Source organism: Streptomyces sp. NPDC059785, from assembly GCF_042732375.1.
Classification (GTDB): domain Bacteria; phylum Actinomycetota; class Actinomycetes; order Streptomycetales; family Streptomycetaceae; genus Streptomyces.
Genome location: NZ_JBHWHV010000032.1, coordinates 74,705 through 95,303 on the forward strand (window position 1 = coordinate 74,705; position 20,599 = coordinate 95,303).

The 20,599-nt window shown below is 71.8% G+C and carries 23 protein-coding genes; 8 read left to right on the plus strand and 15 right to left on the minus strand.

Going from position 1 to position 20,599, the window contains the following annotated elements:
• Positions 1 to 22: 22 nt before the first annotated feature.
• The gene (dacB, locus tag ACFV6E_RS23980; protein WP_385464436.1) at positions 23 to 1,576 is read right to left on the minus strand and encodes a D-alanyl-D-alanine carboxypeptidase/D-alanyl-D-alanine-endopeptidase; all 1,554 of its coding nucleotides are present in this window, start codon (positions 1,574 to 1,576) and stop codon (positions 23 to 25) included.
• A gap of 79 nt (positions 1,577 to 1,655) precedes the next feature.
• On the opposite strand from dacB, the gene ACFV6E_RS23985 reads away from it, so the two are divergent.
• Both ACFV6E_RS23985 and ACFV6E_RS23990 read left to right on the plus strand, forming a co-directional pair.
• Entirely contained in the window at positions 1,656 to 2,147 is a 492-nt protein-coding gene (locus ACFV6E_RS23985; protein WP_121406362.1) for an inorganic diphosphatase, read from the plus strand.
• Positions 2,148 to 2,275: 128 nt separating this feature from the next.
• Positions 2,276 to 3,928: a threonine/serine exporter ThrE family protein gene (locus tag ACFV6E_RS23990; protein ID WP_385162448.1), complete on the plus strand. Its 1,653-nt coding sequence runs from the start codon at positions 2,276 to 2,278 to the stop codon at positions 3,926 to 3,928.
• Positions 3,929 to 3,950: 22 nt separating this feature from the next.
• Here ACFV6E_RS23990 and ACFV6E_RS23995 read toward each other — a convergent pair whose 3' ends face one another.
• Positions 3,951 to 4,700: a DedA family protein gene (locus tag ACFV6E_RS23995; RefSeq protein ID WP_385162450.1), complete on the minus strand. Its 750-nt coding sequence runs from the start codon at positions 4,698 to 4,700 to the stop codon at positions 3,951 to 3,953.
• A 220-nt stretch (positions 4,701 to 4,920) separates the two neighbouring features.
• Positions 4,921 to 5,697 (minus strand): MerR family transcriptional regulator, encoded by a 777-nt coding sequence (locus tag ACFV6E_RS24000; protein WP_385464439.1) that lies wholly within the window; start codon positions 5,695 to 5,697, stop codon positions 4,921 to 4,923.
• Positions 5,698 to 5,863: 166 nt separating this feature from the next.
• Between ACFV6E_RS24000 and ACFV6E_RS24005 the strand changes: the two genes are divergently transcribed.
• On the plus strand, positions 5,864 to 7,270 hold the full coding sequence (locus ACFV6E_RS24005; RefSeq protein ID WP_385464442.1) for a glutamate decarboxylase: 1,407 nt from the start codon (positions 5,864 to 5,866) through the stop codon (positions 7,268 to 7,270).
• Positions 7,271 to 7,297: 27 nt separating this feature from the next.
• Here the strand turns inward: ACFV6E_RS24005 and ACFV6E_RS24010 are convergent, their stop codons facing one another.
• The 6 genes from ACFV6E_RS24010 to ACFV6E_RS24035 all read right to left on the minus strand — a co-directional run bounded on the left by ACFV6E_RS24010 (position 7,298) and on the right by ACFV6E_RS24035 (position 13,000).
• Entirely contained in the window at positions 7,298 to 8,059 is a 762-nt protein-coding gene (locus ACFV6E_RS24010; protein ID WP_385162454.1) for an ABC transporter permease, read from the minus strand.
• Complete coding sequence (locus ACFV6E_RS24015; RefSeq protein WP_385162456.1) at positions 8,056 to 9,051, minus strand: ATP-binding cassette domain-containing protein; 996 nt, start codon at positions 9,049 to 9,051, stop codon at positions 8,056 to 8,058. The genes ACFV6E_RS24010 and ACFV6E_RS24015 overlap by 4 nt, the downstream gene beginning before the upstream one ends.
• A 104-nt stretch (positions 9,052 to 9,155) precedes the next feature.
• Positions 9,156 to 9,797, minus strand: a complete 642-nt coding sequence (locus ACFV6E_RS24020; RefSeq protein WP_385162457.1) for a PadR family transcriptional regulator — start codon at positions 9,795 to 9,797, stop codon at positions 9,156 to 9,158.
• Between the two features lie 10 nt (positions 9,798 to 9,807).
• Complete coding sequence (locus tag ACFV6E_RS24025; RefSeq protein ID WP_385162459.1) at positions 9,808 to 10,362, minus strand: DinB family protein; 555 nt, start codon at positions 10,360 to 10,362, stop codon at positions 9,808 to 9,810.
• Positions 10,363 to 10,542: 180 nt separating this feature from the next.
• Positions 10,543 to 12,003 carry an aldehyde dehydrogenase family protein gene (locus tag ACFV6E_RS24030; RefSeq protein WP_385162460.1) on the minus strand — a complete coding sequence of 487 codons (1,461 nt, stop codon included), beginning with the start codon at positions 12,001 to 12,003 and terminating at the stop codon, positions 10,543 to 10,545.
• A 172-nt stretch (positions 12,004 to 12,175) separates the two neighbouring features.
• Positions 12,176 to 13,000 carry a helix-turn-helix domain-containing protein gene (locus ACFV6E_RS24035; RefSeq protein WP_385162462.1) on the minus strand — a complete coding sequence of 275 codons (825 nt, stop codon included), beginning with the start codon at positions 12,998 to 13,000 and terminating at the stop codon, positions 12,176 to 12,178.
• A 358-nt stretch (positions 13,001 to 13,358) separates the two neighbouring features.
• Here ACFV6E_RS24035 and ACFV6E_RS24040 point away from each other — a divergent pair, with 358 nt between their 5' ends.
• Entirely contained in the window at positions 13,359 to 13,856 is a 498-nt protein-coding gene (locus ACFV6E_RS24040; RefSeq protein WP_385162464.1) for an ATP-binding protein, read from the plus strand.
• A gap of 109 nt (positions 13,857 to 13,965) precedes the next feature.
• On the opposite strand, the gene ACFV6E_RS24045 is transcribed toward ACFV6E_RS24040, so the two are convergent.
• The 5 genes from ACFV6E_RS24045 to rpmG form a co-directional block, all read right to left on the minus strand.
• Entirely contained in the window at positions 13,966 to 14,229 is a 264-nt protein-coding gene (locus ACFV6E_RS24045; RefSeq protein WP_385162465.1) for a DUF397 domain-containing protein, read from the minus strand.
• 625 nt (positions 14,230 to 14,854) lie between these two features.
• Positions 14,855 to 15,088 (minus strand): 30S ribosomal protein S18, encoded by a 234-nt coding sequence (gene rpsR, locus ACFV6E_RS24050; protein ID WP_385162467.1) that lies wholly within the window; start codon positions 15,086 to 15,088, stop codon positions 14,855 to 14,857.
• Between the two features lie 5 nt (positions 15,089 to 15,093).
• Positions 15,094 to 16,521 (minus strand): GTP-binding protein, encoded by a 1,428-nt coding sequence (locus ACFV6E_RS24055; protein WP_385464445.1) that lies wholly within the window; start codon positions 16,519 to 16,521, stop codon positions 15,094 to 15,096.
• The gene (locus tag ACFV6E_RS24060; RefSeq protein ID WP_385464448.1) at positions 16,521 to 16,775 is read right to left on the minus strand and encodes a type B 50S ribosomal protein L31; all 255 of its coding nucleotides are present in this window, start codon (positions 16,773 to 16,775) and stop codon (positions 16,521 to 16,523) included. Before ACFV6E_RS24060 ends, ACFV6E_RS24055 begins: the two co-directional genes overlap by 1 nt.
• A 6-nt stretch (positions 16,776 to 16,781) precedes the next feature.
• Entirely contained in the window at positions 16,782 to 16,946 is a 165-nt protein-coding gene (gene rpmG, locus ACFV6E_RS24065; RefSeq protein ID WP_019753828.1) for a 50S ribosomal protein L33, read from the minus strand.
• A gap of 73 nt (positions 16,947 to 17,019) precedes the next feature.
• Here rpmG and rpmB point away from each other — a divergent pair, with 73 nt between their 5' ends.
• The 4 genes from rpmB to ACFV6E_RS24085 all read left to right on the plus strand — a co-directional run bounded on the left by rpmB (position 17,020) and on the right by ACFV6E_RS24085 (position 19,066).
• Positions 17,020 to 17,256, plus strand: coding sequence for a 50S ribosomal protein L28 (rpmB, locus tag ACFV6E_RS24070; RefSeq protein WP_385464451.1), 237 nt, complete (start codon positions 17,020 to 17,022; stop codon positions 17,254 to 17,256).
• Positions 17,256 to 17,561 (plus strand): 30S ribosomal protein S14, encoded by a 306-nt coding sequence (gene rpsN, locus ACFV6E_RS24075; RefSeq protein WP_385162473.1) that lies wholly within the window; start codon positions 17,256 to 17,258, stop codon positions 17,559 to 17,561. The genes rpmB and rpsN overlap by 1 nt, the downstream gene beginning before the upstream one ends.
• 325 nt (positions 17,562 to 17,886) lie before the next feature.
• Positions 17,887 to 18,363 carry a hypothetical protein gene (locus ACFV6E_RS24080; RefSeq protein ID WP_385464454.1) on the plus strand — a complete coding sequence of 159 codons (477 nt, stop codon included), beginning with the start codon at positions 17,887 to 17,889 and terminating at the stop codon, positions 18,361 to 18,363.
• Positions 18,364 to 18,451: 88 nt separating this feature from the next.
• Positions 18,452 to 19,066, plus strand: coding sequence for a DUF4232 domain-containing protein (locus ACFV6E_RS24085; protein ID WP_385464457.1), 615 nt, complete (start codon positions 18,452 to 18,454; stop codon positions 19,064 to 19,066).
• 119 nt (positions 19,067 to 19,185) lie between these two features.
• Here ACFV6E_RS24085 and ACFV6E_RS24090 read toward each other — a convergent pair whose 3' ends face one another.
• The gene (locus ACFV6E_RS24090) at positions 19,186 to 20,472 is read right to left on the minus strand and encodes a DUF2786 domain-containing protein (protein WP_385464460.1); all 1,287 of its coding nucleotides are present in this window, start codon (positions 20,470 to 20,472) and stop codon (positions 19,186 to 19,188) included.
• Positions 20,473 to 20,599: the final 127 nt, after the last annotated feature.

Consider the following 20,599-nt stretch of genomic DNA (forward strand, 5'->3'; position numbering starts at 1 on the left):
ATGTCCCCGGCCGGGCGCGCTCTTACCGGCAGCCGCACCCCGCGAGGGCCGCGGCCGCCCGGTCCAGGGCCTCCTGGGCGGCGATGCGGTCGGTGGTCCCGGAGGCGAGGAAGGCGAAGGCGAGCAGCCGGCCGTCGGCGTCGACCACCGTGCCCGCCAGCGCGTTGACCCCCGTCAGGGTGCCGGTCTTGGCGCGTACGACGCCGGTGGCGGGGCGGTCGGCGCCGGCCACGTACCGGTTGCTGAGGGTGCCGGTGAAGCCCGCGACCGGGAGGCCGGTGAGCACGGTGCGCAGTTCGGGTCGGTCGGGGTCGCCGGCCGCGGCCAGCAGCCGGGTGAGCAGTCCCGCGGAGAGCTTGTCCGCGCGGTTGAGGCCGCTGCCGTCGGCGAAGTCCGCGCCGGTCAGCGGGGTGTCGAGCTTCTTCAGCTGGGCGCGGACCGCGGCGGCGCCGCCCGCGAAGCTGGCCGGCTCGCCCGAGGCGAGGGCGGTCTGCCGGGCGAGGGCCTCGGCGATGTCGTTGTCGCTGTTGGTGAGCATCCGCTCGACCAGGGCGGACAGCGGCGGCGACTGGACCTTCGCGAGCTTCTCGGCGCGCCCGGTCGCCTTGGAGGGGCCGGGCGAGGTGGTCTTGATGCCGCGCTCGTGGAGCAGGCCGGCGAACGTGCGGGCGGCGTCGGCGGCCGGGTCGGCGCTGCGGGCGGCGGCACCGCTGTCGGAGCCGTCGAGCCGCCCCTCGTCGACCATCAGCGGGGTGACCTCGGCGAGGTTGCCGTCGACCCCGGTCGGCGGCGCCCCCGAGCCGCTGTACAGCGAGGTGTCGTAGGAGAGCGTGACATCGGTCAGTTTGCGCTTCTTCAGGGCGCGCGCGGTGGAGTCGGCGAGGGTGCGCAGGCTCGCCCACTCCCCCGCGTCCTTCCGAGCGGTCAGCGTCGGGTCGCCGCCGCCGACGAGCACGACCTCCTTGGTGCCGGGCTCCAGGGCGGTGCGGGTGGTGATGCGGTGGTCGGCGCCCACCGCCGTGAGCGCGGCCGTAGCGGTGGCGATCTTGGTGGTGGAGGCGGGGGTCAGCGCCCGGTCCGGGCCCTTGGCGTACAGCCGCTCGCCGGTGGCGACGTCGACGACCGCGGCGGAGCGCCCGTCGCCGAGCGAGGCGTCGGCGAGCAGCGGGTCGAGCACCCCGGCGAGCGCCTTGCCTGCGGGCGCGGGCGCCGCGCCCGCGCCGGAGCCGAGGGCTGCCAGGACGGACGCCGCGCTGGGCGCGGGCTCCGGCCCGTTTCCGGACGTACCGGAATTACGTCCGTGATCTCCGCCACCCTCCAGGTCCCGCGATGCGGCCCAGTCGCGCTCCGCCGTACGCTGGCCGGAGGAGTCCCAGGGGCCCGCGGCGGTCACCACCCCGGCCGCGAGCAGCAGGCCCGCGGTGGCTGCCGCTGCTGTCAGTTGCACGGTCGTGACCTGCACGGATCGTGTCCGCACGGCGCGGACGACGCGCTCGGCGCGCGGCCGCACCATCCGCGCGACCCGCACCACATGCGGTCTCGCGGCCCGCCAAGCCCTCAGCTCTGGCACGACCACCAGCCCCTTTCGCGATCACACACCTGCGTGAGGGACACTTAACCACCAGAACTATGTGCTGATCATGGAGGAGCCACCGGTGGAGTTCGACGTCACGATCGAGATTCCGAAGGGTTCGCGGAACAAGTACGAGGTGGACCACGAGACCGGTCGGATCCGCCTGGACCGTCGACTCTTCACCTCGACCAGCTACCCGGCCGACTACGGCTTCGTCGAGAACACCCTCGGCGAGGACGGCGACCCGCTGGACGCGCTGGTCATCCTGGACGAGCCGACCTTCCCCGGCTGTCTCATCCAGTGCCGCACGATCGGCATGTTCCGCATGACCGACGAGGCCGGCGGCGACGACAAGCTGCTGTGCGTCCCCGCGCACGACCCCCGGGTGGAGCACCTGCGGGACATCCACCACGTGTCGGAGTTCGACCGGCTGGAGATCCAGCACTTCTTCGAGGTCTACAAGGACCTGGAGCCCGGCAAGTCCGTCGAGGGCGCCAACTGGGTGGGCCGCACGGAGGCCGAGGCCGAGATCGAGCGTTCCTACAAGCGCTTCAAGGAGTCGGGCGGTCACTGACCCCCGCCCTGCCGTACGGGCCGCGCCGCCTTCCGGGTCGCGCGGCCCGTTCGTGTTTTCGTACGCATACTGAGGCATACGCAAGGTAGGCAATAGACGTAGGGACACATACGGCGGGACGGGAGCAGGTGGCGGAGCCGGAGGCGGAGGACCGCAAGCCGCAGTCGGACGAGGCGAGGAGTGCCTTCGCCCAGCCGAGCGGCCTGGTGGCGCAGGCCACGGCGGTCGAGGACGAGTCGTCGACGACGTCGGAGTTCGCGATCCCGCGCGGCCTGGACGTCCCGCAGGCGGAGGCCGAACCGGAGGGCTCGGCCTTCAGCACCCCGGACTCCTACAGCGCCCGGCAGACCCCGGCCTTCACCCCGCCGAACGGCATCCCCGCGCTGCGGACGCCCAAGGAGGCGCCCTGGCAGGACCGGATGCGCACGATGCTGCGCATGCCGGTGGCCGAGCGCCCGGCGCCCGAGATCCCGCAGAAGGCGGACGAGTCCGGGCCCGCCGTCCCCCGCGTCATGGACCTGACGCTGCGTATCGGCGAGCTGCTGCTCGCGGGCGGCGAGGGCGCCGAGGACGTGGAGGCGGCGATGTTCGCCGTGTGCCGCTCCTACGGTCTCGACCGCTGCGAGCCGACCGTCACCTTCACCCTGCTGTCGATCACCCATCAGCCGTCCCTCGTCGACGACCCGGTGACGGCCTCCCGGACGGTACGCCGCCGGGGCACCGACTACACCCGGCTGGCCGCCGTCTACCGGCTCGTGGACGACCTGAGCGACCCCGACCACGAGGCGATCACGCTGGAGGAGGCCTACCGGCGCCTGGTCGAGATACGCCGCAACCGGCACCCGTACCCGGGCTGGGTGCTGTCCACGGCGGCCGGGCTGCTGGCCGGCGCGGCCTCGCTGCTCGCCGGCGGCGGCTTCCTCGTGTTCGTCGCCGCCGCGCTCGGCGCGGTCCTGGGCGACCGGCTGGCGTGGCTGGCGGCGGGGCGCGGGCTGCCGGAGTTCTACCAGTTCACGGTCGCCGCGATGCCGCCGGCCGCGGTCGGCATCGCGCTCCAGCTCGCGCACGTGGACGTGAAGGCGTCCGCGGTGATCACCGGTGGGCTCTTCGCGCTGCTGCCCGGAAGAGCGCTGATCGCGGGCGTGCAGGACGGGCTGACCGGCTTCTACATCACCGCGTCCGCGCGCCTGCTCGAGGTCATGTACTTCTTCGTGGGCATCGTCGCCGGTGTCCTGGTGGTCCTCTACTTCGGCGTGAAGCTCGGCGCGGAGCTCGACCCCGACCAGGCGCTCAGCGACTCCCAGCGCCCGCTGCTCCAGATCGCCGCCTCGATGCTGCTGTCGCTCGCCTTCGCCGTCCTGCTCCAGCAGGAACGATCCACCGTGCTCGCGGTGACCCTGAACGGCGGGGTGGCCTGGTCGGTGTACGGCGCGATGCACTACGTCGGGGACATCTCGCCGGTCGCCTCCACGGCGGTGGCGGCCGGTCTGGTGGGCCTCTTCGGGCAGCTGCTGTCCCGGTACCAGTTCGCGTCGGCGCTGCCGTACACGACGGCCGCGATCGGTCCGCTGCTGCCCGGTTCGGCGACGTACTTCGGGCTGCTGGCGATCGCCCAGAACGACGTCGACAAGGGGCTGGTGTCGCTGTCGAAGGCGGCGGCCCTGGCGCTGGCGATCGCCATCGGGGTGAATCTGGGCTCGGAGATCTCCCGGCTGTTCCTGCGGGCGCCGGGGCCGGGCTTCGCGGACCGCCGCGCGGCCAAGCGGACGCGCGGCTTCTGACCCTCCGCGGGGCGGAGTGGTACTAGCGCTTGGCGTGCCGGCCGCGCTGGCCCTGCGCCTGGCCCGGCCCCTGGCCACCCGGCCCCTGGCCCTGTCCCTGGCCCGGCGGGACAGCGCCCGGGGCGTCCACGGCGGCGGCCGCCTCCTTCTTGTTCTTGCTGCGGGCCCGCAGGAACTCGATGGCGATGGGCACCACCGAGACGAGGACGATCAGGATCAGGATCGCCTCGATGTTCTCGTGCACGAAGTCGATGTTGCCCAGCCAGGAGCCGAGCAGCGTGACACCCGCGCCCCACAGGACGCCACCGATGATGTTGTACGTGATGAACGAGCGGTACCGCATGCCGCTGACGCCGGCGATGATCGGCGTGAACGTCCGCACGATGGGCACGAAGCGGGCCAGGACCAGGGACTTCGGGCCGTACTTCTCGAAGAACTCGTGGGCCTTGACCACGTTCTCCTGCTTGAAGAGGCGGGAGTCGGGCCGGGTGAAGAGCGAGGGTCCGACCTTCTTGCCGAAGAGATAGCCCGCCTGGTCACCGGCGATCGCCGCGAGGCAGATCAGCGCGATGGCCGCCCACAGCGGGAAGTCCAGCTGCTTGGACGTGATCAGCAGGCCGCAGGTGAACAGCAGCGAGTCGCCCGGCAGGAAGAAGCCGATGAGCAGGCCGGACTCGGCGAAGACGATGAGCAGCAGGCCCCAGATGCCGAACGTGTCCAGGAGGTAGTTCGGATCCAACCAGCTTGGTCCGAGGGCAAGCGTCGTCGTCACGGTGCCGGGCTCCTGAGAAGTGAAGAAGGACGAGGGGCGGTTCGGTCGGGCCGCACAAAGCTATCAACGCCTTGTGTCGCCGCCAGGTTCCACCGGTGCCCGAAGGACGCACTGTGGCCTTACTGGGATCCGGCTGTGAGTCCGGGACGGCCGGGTTCCCCTCTTTTTGCCGCGGAATGCGGTGCGGCCCCCGCGGCGCGGATTCCGGGAGGCCGCACCGTCAGCCCTGCGGTGCCCGCGGTGCCCGCCGGTCGGCGTTCGCCGTGATGGCGTCGCGCAGGTGCTCGGCAAGGCCCGGCCGCATGGAGTCGTAGAACGCCTTGAAGCGCTCGTCGGACACGTACATCTCGCCGAGGCACCGGTGCGTGTCGTACGGGCACTCGTAGAACCAGGTGCGGATGTGCTGCCGGTGTTCCTCGGCCATGTCCGTGGCCGCCTCGCCGGAGGGCGGCTCACCGGCGGCCATCAGGGCGGCGTAGCGCTCGCTCCAGTCGGCCACCTCGGCCTGCATGCGCTGCCAGTCCTCCTTGGTGTACCGGACGGCGCGGCGCTGCGACTCGGCGTACTCCGCCGTGCCGCCCCAGCGCGCCTCCGCCTCCTCGGCGTACTGCTCGGGGTCCTTCTCCCCGAAGACCTCGAACTTCTCCTCGGGAGTGAGGTTGATGCCCATCGTGCGTGCCTCCATGGCCTTCTCGACGGCCGCCGCCATCCTCCGCAGTTTCTCGATCCGGGCGGTCAGCAGTTCGTGCCGGCGGCGCAGGTGCGCGCGCGGGTCCGTCTCCGGGTCGTCGAGCAGGGCGGCGACCTCTTCGAGCGGGAAGCCCAGCTCCCGGTAGAACAGGATCTGTTGCAGCCGGTCGAGGTCGGCGTCGCTGTAGCGCCGGTGTCCCGCGTGGCTGCGCCCGCCCGGTACGAGCAGGCCGATCTCGTCGTAGTGGTGCAGGGTGCGCACCGTGACCCCGGCGAAACCGGCGACCTGTCCCACTGAGTAGCCCACTTCCGCTCCTTTCCGTGTACGCACTTCAGAGTGGGACCTCACGCCGCGTGAGGTGCAAGCCGGATTCCGCGGGGCGCCGTAAGTGCCGTCGCGCGGGGCGTTGTGCGGCTTTTACCCGCCTAAGGTAGGGATCGCCGGACCGGCGACCACTCCCAGGGAGGCTCTGATGCCGCTCCACCGAGGTCACGAGAAGCCCGACGAGCGTCCGCTCTCCGTCAATCCGCTGCGCGGGGAGACGAACCCGGTGAGCGGCATGACCGAGGCGCCGCCCCGGCACCGGCTGCCGGACGGTCCGCTGGCGCCCACGACGGCGTACCAGGTGGTCCACGACGAGCTGATGCTGGACGGCAACGCCCGGCTCAACCTCGCCACCTTCGTCACCACGTGGATGGAGGAGCAGGCCGGGCTGCTGATGGCCGAGTGCCGGGACAAGAACATGATCGACAAGGACGAGTACCCGCGCACCGCCGAGCTGGAGCGGCGCTGCGTGGCGATGCTCGCCGAGCTGTGGAACGCGCCCGACCCGTCCGAGGTGATCGGCTGCTCCACGACCGGGTCGAGCGAGGCGTGCATGCTCGCCGGGCTCGCCCTCAAGCGCCGCTGGGCGCAGCGGAACGCGGACCGCTACCCGGGTGCCCGCCCGAACCTCGTGATGGGCGTCAACGTCCAGGTCTGCTGGGAGAAGTTCTGCACCTTCTGGGAGGTCGAGGCCCGGCAGGTGCCCATGGAGGGCGACCGGTTCCACCTCGACCCCGAGGCCGCCGCCGAGCTGTGCGACGAGAACACCATCGGGGCCGTCGGCATCCTCGGCTCTACCTTCGACGGCTCCTACGAGCCCATCGCCGACCTGTGCGCGGCGCTCGACCGGCTCCAGGAGCGGACCGGCCTCGACGTCCCCGTGCACGTCGACGGCGCGTCCGGCGCGATGGTCGCGCCGTTCCTCGACCCGGACCTGGTCTGGGACTTCCGGCTGCCGCGGGTGGCGTCGGTCAACACCTCGGGGCACAAGTACGGGCTGGTGTACCCGGGTGTCGGCTGGGCCCTGTGGCGCTCGGCCGACGCGCTGCCGGAGGAACTCGTCTTCCGGGTGAACTACCTGGGCGGCGAGATGCCGACGTTCGGGCTGAACTTCTCCCGGCCCGGCGCCCAGGTCGCCGCGCAGTACTACACGTTCCTGCGGCTGGGCCGCGAGGGCTACCGGACCGTGCAGCAGGCCACCCGGGACGTGGCCCGCGGCCTCGCCGGGCACATCGAGGCCCTGGGCGACTTCCGGCTCCTCACCCGCGGCGACGAGCTGCCGGTGTTCGCCTTCACCACCCGGGACGAGGTGACGGCGTACGACGTCTTCGACGTGTCCCGGCGGCTGCGCGAACGGGGCTGGCTGGTGCCCGCGTACACCTTCCCGGCGCACCGCGAGGACCTGTCCGTGCTGCGCGTGGTCTGCCGCAACGGCTTCTCGGTGGACCTCGCCGAGCTGTTCGTGGAGGACCTGGGGCGGCTGCTGCCGGAACTGCGCCGGCAGCCGCGCCCGTCGCCCCGGGACGAGGGCGCGGCGGTCGGGTTCCACCACTGAGTGACGCGTACGGCGGTTCCCCCGCGCTCAGCCGTCGAGCCTGTTGAAGCGCCGTACCGCCAGCGGGAGGAAGACCGCCAGCAGTCCCAGGGGCCACAGCACGGCCGCCCAGACGTGGCCCGGCTCCCCGCCGGGCCCGCCGAGCAGGTCCCGTACCGCGGTGGCCGTCTGCGACATCGGGTTGACGTCGACGACCGCGGCCAGCCAGTTCGGCATCGACTCCGGTGCCGCGAACGCGTTGGACAGGAAGCCGACCGGCCAGACCAGTATCTGGACGGCCTGCACGGCCTCGGGCTTCCCGGCCACCAGCGCCAGTTCGATGCCGATCCACAGCATGGCGAACCGGAACAGCAGGAGCAGCCCCATGGCTCCCGCGAAGGCCCCGGCGCCGCCGTGCGCCCGCCAGCCGAGCGCGTACGCGACCCCGGTCAGCACGGCCAGACCGGCCGCCGACTGGAGCATGTCGGCGGCCGACCGGCCCACGAGCACCGCCCCGTCGGCCATCGGCATCGACCGGAAGCGGTCGATCACGCCCTTGTCGAGGTCCCGGGTGACGGCCAGCATCGTGCCCTCCAGACCGAAGGCCATGGTGAGGGCCAGCATCCCGGGGACCAGGTAGCCGACATAGTCGCCGCTCACCTCCCGGCCGCCGCCGACCAGGTAGCCGAACATCAGCAGCAGCATCACCGGGAAGGCCAGGCCCACCAGCAGCGGCGCCGGCTGCCGCGCCCAGTGGGCGAGTTCGCGGCGGGTCATGGTCCAGCAGTCGCCCAGCGCGTACGTGCTCACACGGCCTCCTTCGCACGGTCGTCCCCGGCAGCGGGGCCGTCCCCGGCGGTGGTGGTGCCGTCCCCGGTCAGGCGCAGGAACACCTCGTCCAGCGTCGGGCGGCGCAGTGCCACGTCCGCCGCCTCGATCCCGGCGTCCGCCAGCGCCCGTACGACCTCGGTGAGCGCCGCCATCCGGTCGGTGACCGGGACGCTCAGCAGCCGCCGGCCCGCGTCCACCGTGACGTCCCGGCCCGCGAAGGGCGGCAGGGCCGCCGCGGCGTCCAGCAGGCCGCCGTCCCGCAGCACCACGTCGATCCGGTCGCCGCCGGTGCGCGCCTTCAGCTCGTCCGCGGTGCCGTCGGCGACCACCCGCCCGCGGTCGACGACCGAGATGCGGTCGGCGAGCTGGTCCGCCTCCTCCAGGTACTGCGTGGTGAGCAGCACGGTGGCACCGCCGCCCACCAGGGAGCGCACCGACCGCCACACCTCCGTGCGCCCGCGCGGGTCGAGCCCGGTGGTCGGCTCGTCGAGGAACAGCACCTCCGGCTCGGTGATCAGGGTGGCGGCGAGGTCGAGACGGCGCCGCATGCCGCCGCTGTACCGCCGTACCGCCCTGGGTCCCGTCTCCGTCTCCGCGAGGCCGAAGCGCTCCAGGAGCTCGCCGGCCCGCACGCGCGCGCGGCGGGCACCCAGGTGGTGCAGCCGCCCGAACATCTCCAGGTTCTGCCGCCCGCTCAGCTCCTCGTCGAGCGCCGCGTGCTGGCCGAGCAGCCCGATGCGCCGCCGCACCTGCCGGGCCTCGCGCACCACGTCGCACCCGGCGACCGCCGCGCTGCCCGCGTCCGGCCGCGTCAGCGTGGTCAGTACGCGCACCGCGGTGGTCTTGCCCGCGCCGTTCGGGCCGAGCAGCCCGTGGACGGTGCCCCTGCCCACGGCCAGGTCCAGCCCGTCGAGGGCCGCCTTGTCCCCGTACCGCTTCCGTACGCCCTCGACGGTGATCGCGTCCGTCATCCGCGCCCCCTAGCCACTACTCAAACTTGACTACTTCGTGCTGCTGGAAGCTATGCCCGCGGGCCGCTCTGGTCAAACTTGATCAGTCAGCGTTCACGGACACCTCAGCGTGCGTCGTCCGGGTGCCACTCACCCGTGGCGTACGGGTTCTCCTCGCCGGCCGCGAGCACCCCGACGAACGGTTCACCCTCGCCCGCGAAGGTGTACGCGCCCGCCCTGACCCGGTCGATCAGACCGCGCGTCCACTCGGCGCCGGTGTCCGCGGAGTGCACCCACATGTTCATGATCTCGCCGATGTGGCCGAGCTGCCCGGGGCCGCCTTCGGGGGTGTAGTACTCGGTGACGGACGTGCGCCACTGCTCGATGGCGCGGACGCGCTCGGCCAGCAGCCCGAGGACCTCCTCGCGCTGGAGGTCGACCATGAAGCCGAGCGCGGCCGAGAGCACGTCCGGCTTCTGGTCGTACGCGGTCAGCGCCTCGCGCAGCAGCGCCAGGTACTCCTCGGTGCCCCGCTCCGTGATCTCGTACTCGGTGCGCGGCGGACCTCCGGCCGTGGACGGCGCGATCTCGTGGGCGTGCAGCAGGCCCTGCTTGGCCATCTGCTTGAGCGCGTGGTAGATCGAGCCGGGCTTGGCGTTGGACCACTCGTGCGCGCCCCAGTACTCGAGGTCGTTGCGCACCTGGTAGCCGTGGGCCCGCCCGTGCTGGCGCACCGCGCCGAGCACCAGGAGCCGGATCGTTGACATGTGCTCCAGGTTATGCCTCGCTCGCGGCGCCCTTTCGCTCCCGGTCCACCAGCTCGAACGCGGTCGCGCCGTCCAGGGACTCGCGGATGATGTCCGCGTGCCCGGCGTGCCGGGCCATCTCCGAGATCAGCCGCAGCAGCACCCAGCGCATCGAGACCCGCTCGTCCGGCGGGAACCAGGGCTGGTCGGGCAGTGGGAAGGTGGCGTCGAGATCGGGCAGGGAGCGGATGAACCGCTCGGTCTCCGCCGCGACCCCGTCCCAGTACGCGAGCTGCGACGCGACGGTCTCGCCGCCGACGAGGACGAAACACTCGCCCCAGTTCGACGCATCCCGCGTGACGGCCGGCGGTTCGCCCTTGGCACGGGCGATCCAGGTCTGCTCGACCTCCGCGACATGCTTGAGCAGCCCGGACAGCGACAGTTCACTGGCGCTCGGCCGGGTGGCCGCCCGCTCGTCGTCCAGTCCGAGCAGCGCCCGCCTGATCCCGCCGCGCTCGGCCTCCAGGAAGGCCAGCAGCGCCCCGCGCTCGTCCCCGTGCGCCTCCGCGCGAACGTGAGTGACCATGATCGGACCGCCTTCCGCTCCGTGCCCTTGCCGGGCTGTCCCGGCACGGACGAAGCTACGGGCCCTTGCGGTCAGCTTCTGTCCCCGACTCGTCCGGGGTGTCCCGCTGTTCCCGCGGGTGTCCCGAGCAGAAGGAAAAAGGGCTCATCACCGGGCCCGTGACCAGGCCCGGCAGCGGGCTCAAAAAGGGAAGCGGCTCCGGCCGTGCTGCACGGAGATCCACTTCTGGGTGGTGAAGACGTCGATCACCGCGTCGCCGTTCAGCCGGCCGATACCCGACTGCTTCTCACCGCCGAAGGCGATCAGCGGCTCGTCGTGCACGGTCCCGTCGTTGACGTGGAACATGCCGGTGTCGATCTGCTTGGCGAAGGCGATCCCACGCTCGACGTCCGCGGTGTGCACCGCGCCGCTGAGCCCGTACGGGGTGTCATTGACGATCTTGACGGCCTCCTCCTCGCTGTCGAACGGGACGAGGAGCGCCACGGGTCCGAACACCTCCTGGCGCAGGATGCCGGCGTCGGCGGGCAGGTCGGTGAGCACGGTCGGCTCGATCAGGTTGTCCGAGACCGCGCCGCGCACCAGCGCGGTGGCGCCCTCGGCGATCGCCTGCTCCACGGCGCCCGTGATCGCGTCGGCCTGCGAGGCGTTGATGACCGGGCCGATCACCGTCTCCGGGTCGCTCGGGTCGCCGGTCTTCAGGCCCTTCACCTTGGCGACGAACTTCTCGGTGAACTCGTCCAGAACCGAGCGGTCCACCAGGACCCGGTTGGCGGCCATGCAGACCTGGCCCTGGTGCACGTAACGGCTGAAGACCGCGGCGTCCACCGCGTAGTCGACGTCCGCGTCGTCGAGCACCACCAGGGCGCTGTTGCCGCCGAGTTCGAGGACCGAGCGCTTGAACTGCGAGGCGCAGACGGTGGCGACGTGGCGGCCCACCTTGTCGGAGCCGGTGAAGGAGATGACCTTGGGCACCGGGTGCTCGATGAAGGCGTCGCCGATCTCCGCGATGTCGGTGATCACGACGTTCAGCAGACCGCCCGGCAGCCCGGCGTCCTCGAAGATCTTCGCGACCAGGGAACCGCCGATGACCGGGGTGTTCTGGTGCGGCTTGAGGACGACTCCGTTGCCGAGCGCCAGGGCCGGCGCGACGGACTTCAGGGACAGCAGGAAGGGGAAGTTGAAGGGGCTGATCACCCCGACGACGCCGACCGGGACGCGGTAGACGCGGTTCTCCTTGCCGTCGGCCGGCGAGGGAAGGATTCTGCCCTCGGCCCGCAGCGGCAGCTTGACCGACTCCCGCAGGAACTCCTTGACCAGGTGCAGCTCGAAGCCCGCCTTGACACGGGTGCCGCCCAGCTCGGCGATGATCGCCTCGGTGATCTCGGGCTCGCGCTCCTCGATGATCCGCAGGGCGCTCTCGAACACGGCGCGACGCGCGTAGGGATTGGTGTCGGCCCACTGCTTCTGCGCGCGCTCGGCGGCCCGGTAGGCGGCGTCCACCTCGTCGACCGTGGCTATGGTGATCGACGCCAGTTTCTCGCCGCTGTAGGGATTGAAGTCGATGATGTCCCAGGACCCGGTGCCCTGGCGCCATTCACCGTCGATGTACTGCTGGGCGAGGTCGGTGAAGTAGGACGACATGTGATCCCTCAATCCCTGGCTGCCGGGGCAGACATACGATCAATGCCTGATCACGCGTCATCGTACTTAAGTGACTGTTGAGTTGGGGACCATCTGGGCGAGCCTGTGCCTACCCACAGGGGGGTCCGTGCACTGTATTCCGGCCACGTCCGGCACATGCCCCTGGAATGCGTCAGGAGAGCTGGAGCAGACCCCTGAGCAAGTCCCGGCTCTCGTCCGGTCCGGGGCTGTCCTGCTGCAATTCTTTGAGCGCGTTCTCGTACTGGGCGACGTCCTCGCGCTTGTCCAGGTACAGGGCGCTGGTGAGCTGTTCCAGGTAGACGACGTCGGAGAGGTCGGACTCCGGGAAGCTGAGGATGGTGAAGGAGCCGCTCTCCCCGGAGTGCCCGCCGAGGCTGAACGGCATGACCTGAAGCCGTACGTTGGGACGCTCCGAGACGTCGATCAGGTGCTGGATCTGCTCGCGCATCACCTCGCGGTCGCCGTACGGCCGGCGCAGCGCGGCCTCGTCGAGGACGCAGTGGAACTCGGGGGCGCTCTTGGAGACCAGGTGCTTCTGGCGTTCGAGCCGCAGCGCCACCCGCCGCTCGACGTCGGCGGTGCTCGCGCCCTTCATGCCGCGCGCGACCACCGCGCGGGCGTACGCCTCGGTCTGCAGCAGCCCGTGCACGAACTGCACCTCGTACGAGCGGATCGCGTGGGCGGCGCCCTCCAGGCCGACATAGGTGGGGAACCAGCTCGGCAGCACGTCCGAGTAACTGTGCCACCAGCCCGCGACGTTGGCCTCTTTCGCGAGCGAGATCAGCGAGCGGCGCTCGGCCTCGTCCGTGATCCCGTAGAGCGTCAGCAGGTCCTCGACGTCGCGCGTCTTGAAGCTCACCCGTCCCAACTCCATGCGGCTGATCTTCGATTCGGAGGCACGGATCGAGTAGCCGGCCGCTTCTCTGGTGATTCCACGCGCCTCTCGCAGGCGCCTGAGATGCGACCCAAGCAGCATGCGCCGCACCACCGAGCCACTCGACTCACCAGCGCTCACGTTCGTCCGCCCTCCCCAACCGTCTTTCGGTGGCCGAAGTCTGCCACTAAAGCACTTCGAGCTGTACTCGTTCGGTTACAGAAACAGAAAACAGCCAAAGGAGCCACACAGACTTCGATCAGCCGACTGCCAACAACCGGGAACAAGACGACAGAAGAAATGAGCCAGAAGCGGTACGGGCAGCCGCATTCCGGTCACGTGCACGTGCATCTGCCCTTGCATCTGCCGTAGGCATTCGGAACCATGGTCTTGCACCACCGCTGCATCGCCACGACCGCGAACCCCGGGAGTGCCACGCATGGGGATGAATGGATCGACCATGCTCGAGCCCTTACGGCAGGGACTTCCGCCGCTCGATCCCGCGGCCGTGTCCAACTCAGCGTCCTGCGCTCTGCCCGCCCGCTACGAAGCGGTGCGCGAGGCCCGCCAGTTCTGTCGCCGCACCCTCGAACAGTGGGACGTCGGCGACCGTTTCGACGACGTCTGCCTGGTCGTCTCCGAACTCGCGACCAACGCACTGCGGCACGCCGTGCCGTCCGGCTCCCCGCGCCACCACGCCCAGGAGCCGCCGGTACGACTGCACCTGATGCGCTGGGCGACCCGGCTGGTGTGCGCCGTACGCGACCCCAGCGACGACAGCCCGGTGGGCCCGGTCACCCGCGACGCGGACGACTCGTCCGCCGAGTCGGGCCGCGGCCTGTTCCTGGTCGACTCGTTCGCCGACAGCTGGGGCTGGCACCCGCTCGCGGGCGCGCTCAGCGGCAAGGTCGTCTGGGCCCTGTTCCGGCTGCCGACCGCCGCGCCCGTCACCGACTGACGGAGCGCGGCGCTTCCGCACGCCACGTTTCTACGCGCGTCACCGTGCGTCCCGTGCATGACCGGGGAGACCGGTCACGCACGGGACGTCAGACGGTCACGGGCACCGGTCAGGCGCCCGCCACCAGGTGGTCGAACTCGCCGTCCTTGATGCCGAGCAGCATGGCCTCGATCTCGGCGCGCGTGTAGACCAGCGCCGGCCCCTCGGGGAAGCGCGAGTTCCGTACCGCCACGTCGCCGCCGGGCAGCCGCGCGAACTCCACACAGGAGCCCTGCGAGTTGCTGTGCCGGCTCTTCTGCCAGCTCACCCCGCGCAGGGCCGTGGCCGTCATGCCGTTGTACACGTCGTCCACGTCGTACACGTCGTGGTCCACAGGTCGCTCCCCGGGTCGTGCATTGGCTGATCGGGCCATTGATGCGGTGGTCAACTGCCCCGGATCATAACTCCGTTCATGTGCAGACGCATGAGCAGATGCACGTGCACGGGGGGTGGTCCCATGGTTACAGCCACGGCCGGTCGTTGGCCGTCGTACGCAGGCCAAGCGGTCGTCGCCGACCCTGCGCCTGCCCCGGCGACCGCGGAACATGCGGTCACCGGCCCCCGTCCTCGATCTTGCGCGTCTCCGTCCGCGACCTCGTCCGCACCCGGTCGTCCGGGTCGGAACGCTCGTGCGGACACCAGTGCATGGAACTCGGATTACTCGGATTACTCGTGCAATAGAAGAAGACGCTTACCGCGGCTCCACTGTTCCAGCGGGCGCACGATGTCCGATCCTCGGCACGCCCGTCGACGGCGGCCACCCGCCCCGCACCCGCCGCCGGTCACCCCCCGCACGCAGGAAACCGCAGGTCAACGAGGTAGGGCCGCCATACCCGAGGCGGTCGACCGCCACCGGGCCATATGTCGTACCCCGCACAGGACTCTGTCCGGAACGTGCTCACGGCCACCGCCCGTACCGGCAGCCGGTACGGGCGGTGGCCAAAGGCCGGAAGCGGTGCTCACCGGGAGGAGTACGGCAGCAGGGCCATCTCCCGGGCGTTCTTGATCGCGCGGCTCAGCAGCCGCTGCTGCTGAGCGGTGACACGGGTCACTCGGCGGCTCCGTATCTTCCCGCGGTCGGAGATGAACTTCCGCAGCAGCTCGGTGTCCTTGTAGTCGATGTACGTGATCCCGGCCCGGTCGAGGGGGTTGGGGCGGGACGCGGCGGGCTTGCGAAGTGGCTTGCGGGGCACGGGAGTCAGACCTCCAGGAGGGTGTCGAAGGCGGGCGGGAGCCGCTTCCAGGCGTCGGGCCCGGCGGCGTACTCGGCGTCGGTGAGCAGGCAGGATTCGAGGAGCAGCGCGAGGCCGTCGCGGTCGAGCCCCGGCGAGGTGAAGACCAGGTGCTGGCACCGGTCGCCGTGCTCGGGGTGCCAGTCGAGCGCGGCGGCGGCCCGGCGGACCGGCGGGACCAGGTCCCAGGCGGCGTCGGGCAGCGAGGCGAGCCAGGGCCCGGCGCTCTCCACGCACAGCGCGCCCCCGGCGGCGTCCCAGTGCAGCAGCGCGTCCGGCCGGTCGGCCAGCCAGAACCGTCCGCGGCTGCGGGCCGCCGCGCAGGTCAGGTCCTCGAGCGCCGCGTACAGCCGCTCCGGGTGGAACGGCCGGCGGCGGTTCCACACCAGGGTGGCGACCCCGCACTCGTCGGCCTCGGCGGGCAGCAGCGCGCACGCCGGGTGCTGGGCCGCGGCCGCCGCCTCGACGTCGAAACCGGCGAGCGCGGCGGCGACGAGCGCCGACGGTCCGCCGGGGGCGGCGGATGCGGCGGATGCGCCGGATACGCCGGATGCGCTGGGGGCGGACGCGGCAGCTGCGTGCGGGTCCGCGGCGTACGGGTCCGCGGCATGCGAGTCCGCGGCGTACGAGTCCGCGGCGTACGAGTCCGCGGCGTACGAGTCCGTGGCGTACGAGTCCGTGGCGTACGGGTCCGTGGCGTACGAGTCCGCAGCGTGCGGGTCCGCGGCATGCGAGTCCGCGGCGGCAGTCGCTTCCGCCGGGCCGATCGGCACCTGGCGGGCCGTCGGATGGAGCTGGGCGAGCAGGGCGCGGTCCTCGTCGTCGGCCTCCGGGGAGTCGGCGAGGGCGAGGACCGGGGCGTACTCGAGCTGCCGGGCGAAGGTGTCGGCGACCGTGCGCTGGTCGGTGGCCGCCGCGGCGAGACCGCCGTCCGCCAGATCGTCGCCGTTGCCCAGGTACGGCAGCAGCAGGGCGGGATCGACGGCGGTGATCACGCCGGTCAGCCGCAGCCCGCCGGCGACCACCACCTCGGCCATCGCCTTCGGCTCCACGGAGTCCCACAGCTCGACCACGGCAAGCGGGGTGAGCCCGCCGTCCGCCAGCCGGGTCAGCTCCGGCACCAGGTCCTCGCGCAGGGCGCAGCACGCGCAGTCGTTGACGAGCGGCGCCTCGCCGGCCGACAGCATCCCGGTGGCGTCCCGGACCGTACGGACGACCGTGCCGTGCGCGGCGGTCGTGAGGTCGTGGTGGAGCGCGACGCTGCCCGGCACCCCGGCCAGCAGCCGCTCGACCGCCGCCCGCCGCGCCTCGGCGTGCAGCCCGCCGACGATCACGACGGACAGCGTCCCGGGCGGGTCCGCGAGCGGCTTCTCTGCCGGGTCGTACGGTCCCATCAGCGCTCTCCGCGCCGGCCGTACCGCCGCTCGAAACGCTCCACACGGCCCGCGGTGTCCAGCACCCGGGCGGTGCCCGTGTAGAAGGGGTGGCTCACGTTCGAGATCTCGACGTCGACGACGGGGTACGTCTGCCCGTCCTCCCACTCGACCGTCTTCTCGCTCGTCATGGTCGAGCAGGTGAGGAAGGCGTGTCCGGCGGCCCGGCCACGGAAGACGACCGGCCCGTACGCCGGGTGGATTCCCTCGCGCATCGCGGATCAGCGCTCCTCTCGGAAGTCGACGTGGCGGCCGACGACCGGGTCGTACTTGCGCAGGGTCATGCGGTCCGGGTCGTTGCGGCGGTTCTTGCGGGTGACGTAGGTGAAGCCGGTCCCGGCCGTGGACCGCAGCTTGATGACGGGCCGTAGTTCGTTGCGTGCCATGGCTGCTATGTTACTGAAAATGGTTCTCATTACCAGCCCAGATTCAACCGCTACCTGGAGAGGTGCGTCACCCTTGTCCGCCCACTGCATGCTGACCGGAGCCCGGCCGGGCTTCGGCAACTCGATCTCCCACTCCCACCGGCGCACCTCGCGCCGCTTCGACCCGAACGTCCAGCGCAAGCGCTACTGGCTGCCGAGCGAGGGCAGGTACGTACGGCTGCGGCTGAGCGCGCGCGGGATCAAGACGGTCGACACGATCGGCATCGAGGCCGCCGTGGCCCGGATCCGCGCCCGGGGGGTGCGGATCTGATGGCCAAGAAGAGCAAGATCGCGAAGAACGACAAGCGCCGGGAGACCGTCGCCCGGTACGCCGCCCGGCGGGCCGAACTGAAGGAGATCATCCGCCGGCCCGGCAGCACGGAGGCCGAACGGGCCGCTGCCGAGCGGGAGTTGCGCAGGCAGCCGCGGGACGCCAGCGCGACCCGGGTCCGCAACCGCGACAGCGTGGACGGACGCCCGCGCGGCTACTTCCGCGCCTTCGGGCTCTCCCGGGTCGGCCTGCGTGAGCAAGCACACGCAGGATTCCTTCCCGGGGTGCGCAAGTCCTCCTGGTAGCTTGCTGCGGTCGTCCCGGCGACATCGGATCACCCGGCCCATCTTGGGGGGACTACCAGTGACTTCGGCGGCATCGGCGACTTCGGCGGCCTCTAACGTGTCGGCGACTTCGGCGGCCTCTAACGTGTCGGCGACTTCGGCGGCCTCTACCGTGTCGGCGACTTCGGCGGCCTCTAACGTGTCGGCGGCTTCGGCGGCCTCTACCGTGTCGGCGGCTTCGGCGGCCTCTACCGTGTCGGCGGCTTCGGCTGCTCCGGCGGCATCAGGCGTTTCGGCGGCTTCAGCGGTCCGTGCGCGGCGGCGTACGCGTGGTGCGGCCGCGGCGGTGCTGGTGGCGGCGGCGCTCGCGCTGACCGCATGCAGCGGCGACGGTGACGACTCCGCCGGCTCCGGTGGCCAGGACGGCACGTCCGCGAGCCCGTCGGCCACCGGCACCGCCGGTACCGGCGGCACCGACGGGGGTTCGGGCGACGCCTCCGCCTCCGCGGGCAAGCTGGAGGGCAGTTGGCTGGCCACCACGGACGGCAAGGCCGTGGCGCTGGTGGTCACCGGCAAGCAGGCCGCGCTCTTCGCGACCGGCGGCGCCATGTGCAGCGGTACCTCCGGCGAGTCCGAGGGCACCACGGCGATCCGTCTGAAGTGCACGGACGGCAGCGACGACCGCACCCGCGGCACGGTCGACTCCGTCACCGCCACGACCCTCAAGGTGAACTGGGTGGGCGGGATCGGCGAGGAGACGTACCAGAAGGCCGAGGGCGGGAAGCTGCCGTCCGGGTTGGCCACGGCGAGCTCGGGGTCCTGAGAGCCGGCCTCGACGGGGCGGCTTTTCACGGGAGCGGTCGGTGTGGGCGATGATCGGTTCCGCACCGTCACGACCTCAGGGGGAACCCATGCGCGCCCTTCCGATCGCCGTCGCCGTCCTCGCGGCGGCCCTCACCCTGTCTGCCTGCGACGACAGCTCGGACGGTACGAGCGCCAAGGGCGGCAGCGGCAACGGCAACGGCAGCAGCAGCAGCAGCAGCAGCGGTGAGAACGGCGGCGGCTGCGCGGACGGTGACGTCACCGTCGAGGTCGGCCCCGGCAACGCCGCCCCGGCCGCCGGGGACACCGGCAACGTCCCGGTCACCGTCACCAGCCACGCCTCCGCCGCCTGCACCCTGAAGGGTTTCCCCGGGGTCGAACTGACCGGCGGCGGCACCTCCTGGAAGGTGCCCGAGCAGGAGTCCGCGAACCCGCAGACGGTCACGCTGAACCCGGACGAGGCGGCGGCCTTCACCCTCACCTACGTACGGGGCGAGAAGGCCGACACGGACGACACGGCCGGCACGGATGACACGAACGGCACGGACGGCACGGAGAAGAGCGCCGTCGTCGAGAAGATCAAGATCTCCCTGACCGGGACGGGCGGCGGCAAGAGCCACCCGTGGTCGTACGGCGAGGTGGCGCTGGTCGGCGCGGACACCCCGGACGCGTCGGTGAGCCCGTACCAGGTGGCCGGGGACTGACCGACCGGGGACCGGGCTGTCCACGACAAGCTGTTGACGACAGGCTGGCTACGACGGGCCGTTCACAACGGGCTGTCGACGAAAGGCTGTCCACGACGGGCCGTTTGCGACGGACGGGGTCAGCGCACCTCGGGGCGTGCCCTGACCTGGGCGCGGTCGGCCGCGGCCGACCCCTGTTCCCACCCGGCCGCGTCGCTGACGCCGCGCATCCTGGTGGTGACGGTCTCCGGGAACATCCGTTCCAGGTGCTCCGTCACCGCCACGTCGCGCGCCGCGAGCACCGGCAGCAGTTCCCCGGCACCGGTCACCCTGCCCGTCTCCGCCACCTGTTCCTCGGCGGCGGCCGCCAGCCGGTCGCCGATCCGGTGCGCGTACGCCGCCAGGAACGACTGCCGGAACGTCTTGGTGCGCTTGCGTCCACCGGCCCGCTGCGCCGCCTCCGCCCGGGCCATCGCGGCCGTCGCCTGCACGAGCAGTGAGGTGTAGAGGAGTTCGACCGCCTCCAGGTCGGGCTCGAAGCCGACGACGGTGGAAAAGCCAAGGGCGTCGTTCCACACCGCGCGGCAGCGGTTCGCCCCGGCGACCGCGTCGAGCAGGACCGCCTTGGCCGTCTCGTACGGCGGCTCGACCCCGATCCGGCAGGCGCCGGGCGCGTCCGCCGGCGCCTGCGTGCGGGCGGCGAGCAGCGCCTCGTCGATGCTGTGCCGCGCCATCAGCTCCTGCGCCTTGGCGCTCAGCGCCTCCGCCTCTTCCGGGAACCCGGTGGCCTCCGCCTTGGCGAGCAGCCCCCGGATCCGGGTCAGCATGCGGGACGGCTGGCCGTCGGCCCTGGTACCGGAGGCCGTGGCACCGGAGGCCGCCCGCCGGGCCGCGGCGAGCGGATCCGTCGGATCGCCCGGGCCCCTCGCAGCGATTCCCTCGATCGGCTCGATGGCGGGCAGTCGCAGCAGCAGCCGGTACAGCTCCAGCGCGGCGGTCGCGTACGAGAAGCGGTCGGTGCGCGGGGCCGCCGTCTCCCCGGCCGCCAGCTCGGCGAGCTGCGCCGCCCACCGGGACCCCCGCTCCCCCGGCCGCTCCTGCCCCGCCTGCGCCAGGATCAGCCGTACGACCAGGCCGAGGTGTACGTCGTCCAGTTCCCGCCGCACCAGGCGTACGACGTCGGCGGGCTGCCAGTTGCGGCGCCAGGCCAGGGCGATGAACTCCTCGCCGCGCCGGGCGAGTTCCGCGTCGGCCGCGGGGTCGGCGGCGAGCAGCGAGGCACCGGTGTCCAGGGCGGTGTCGGCATCGGTACGGGCGTAGAGCGCGACCGCGAAGGCGCGCTCGACGGTGCCGGGCGTGCTGGATGAATTGGATGTGGATGTGGATGTGCTGGATGAACCGGGCGTGCTGGACCTGCTGCTGCTCATGCCCCGATCGTGCCACGCGTCCGTGGCGGGCCCGCGCGAATGTCCGGCGGACCCGCTGCCGACGCGAGCCCCGAGGTAGTGCTTGCCCCACCCCGCGGACACCCCCTGGTGGTCGTGTGCGCGGGCG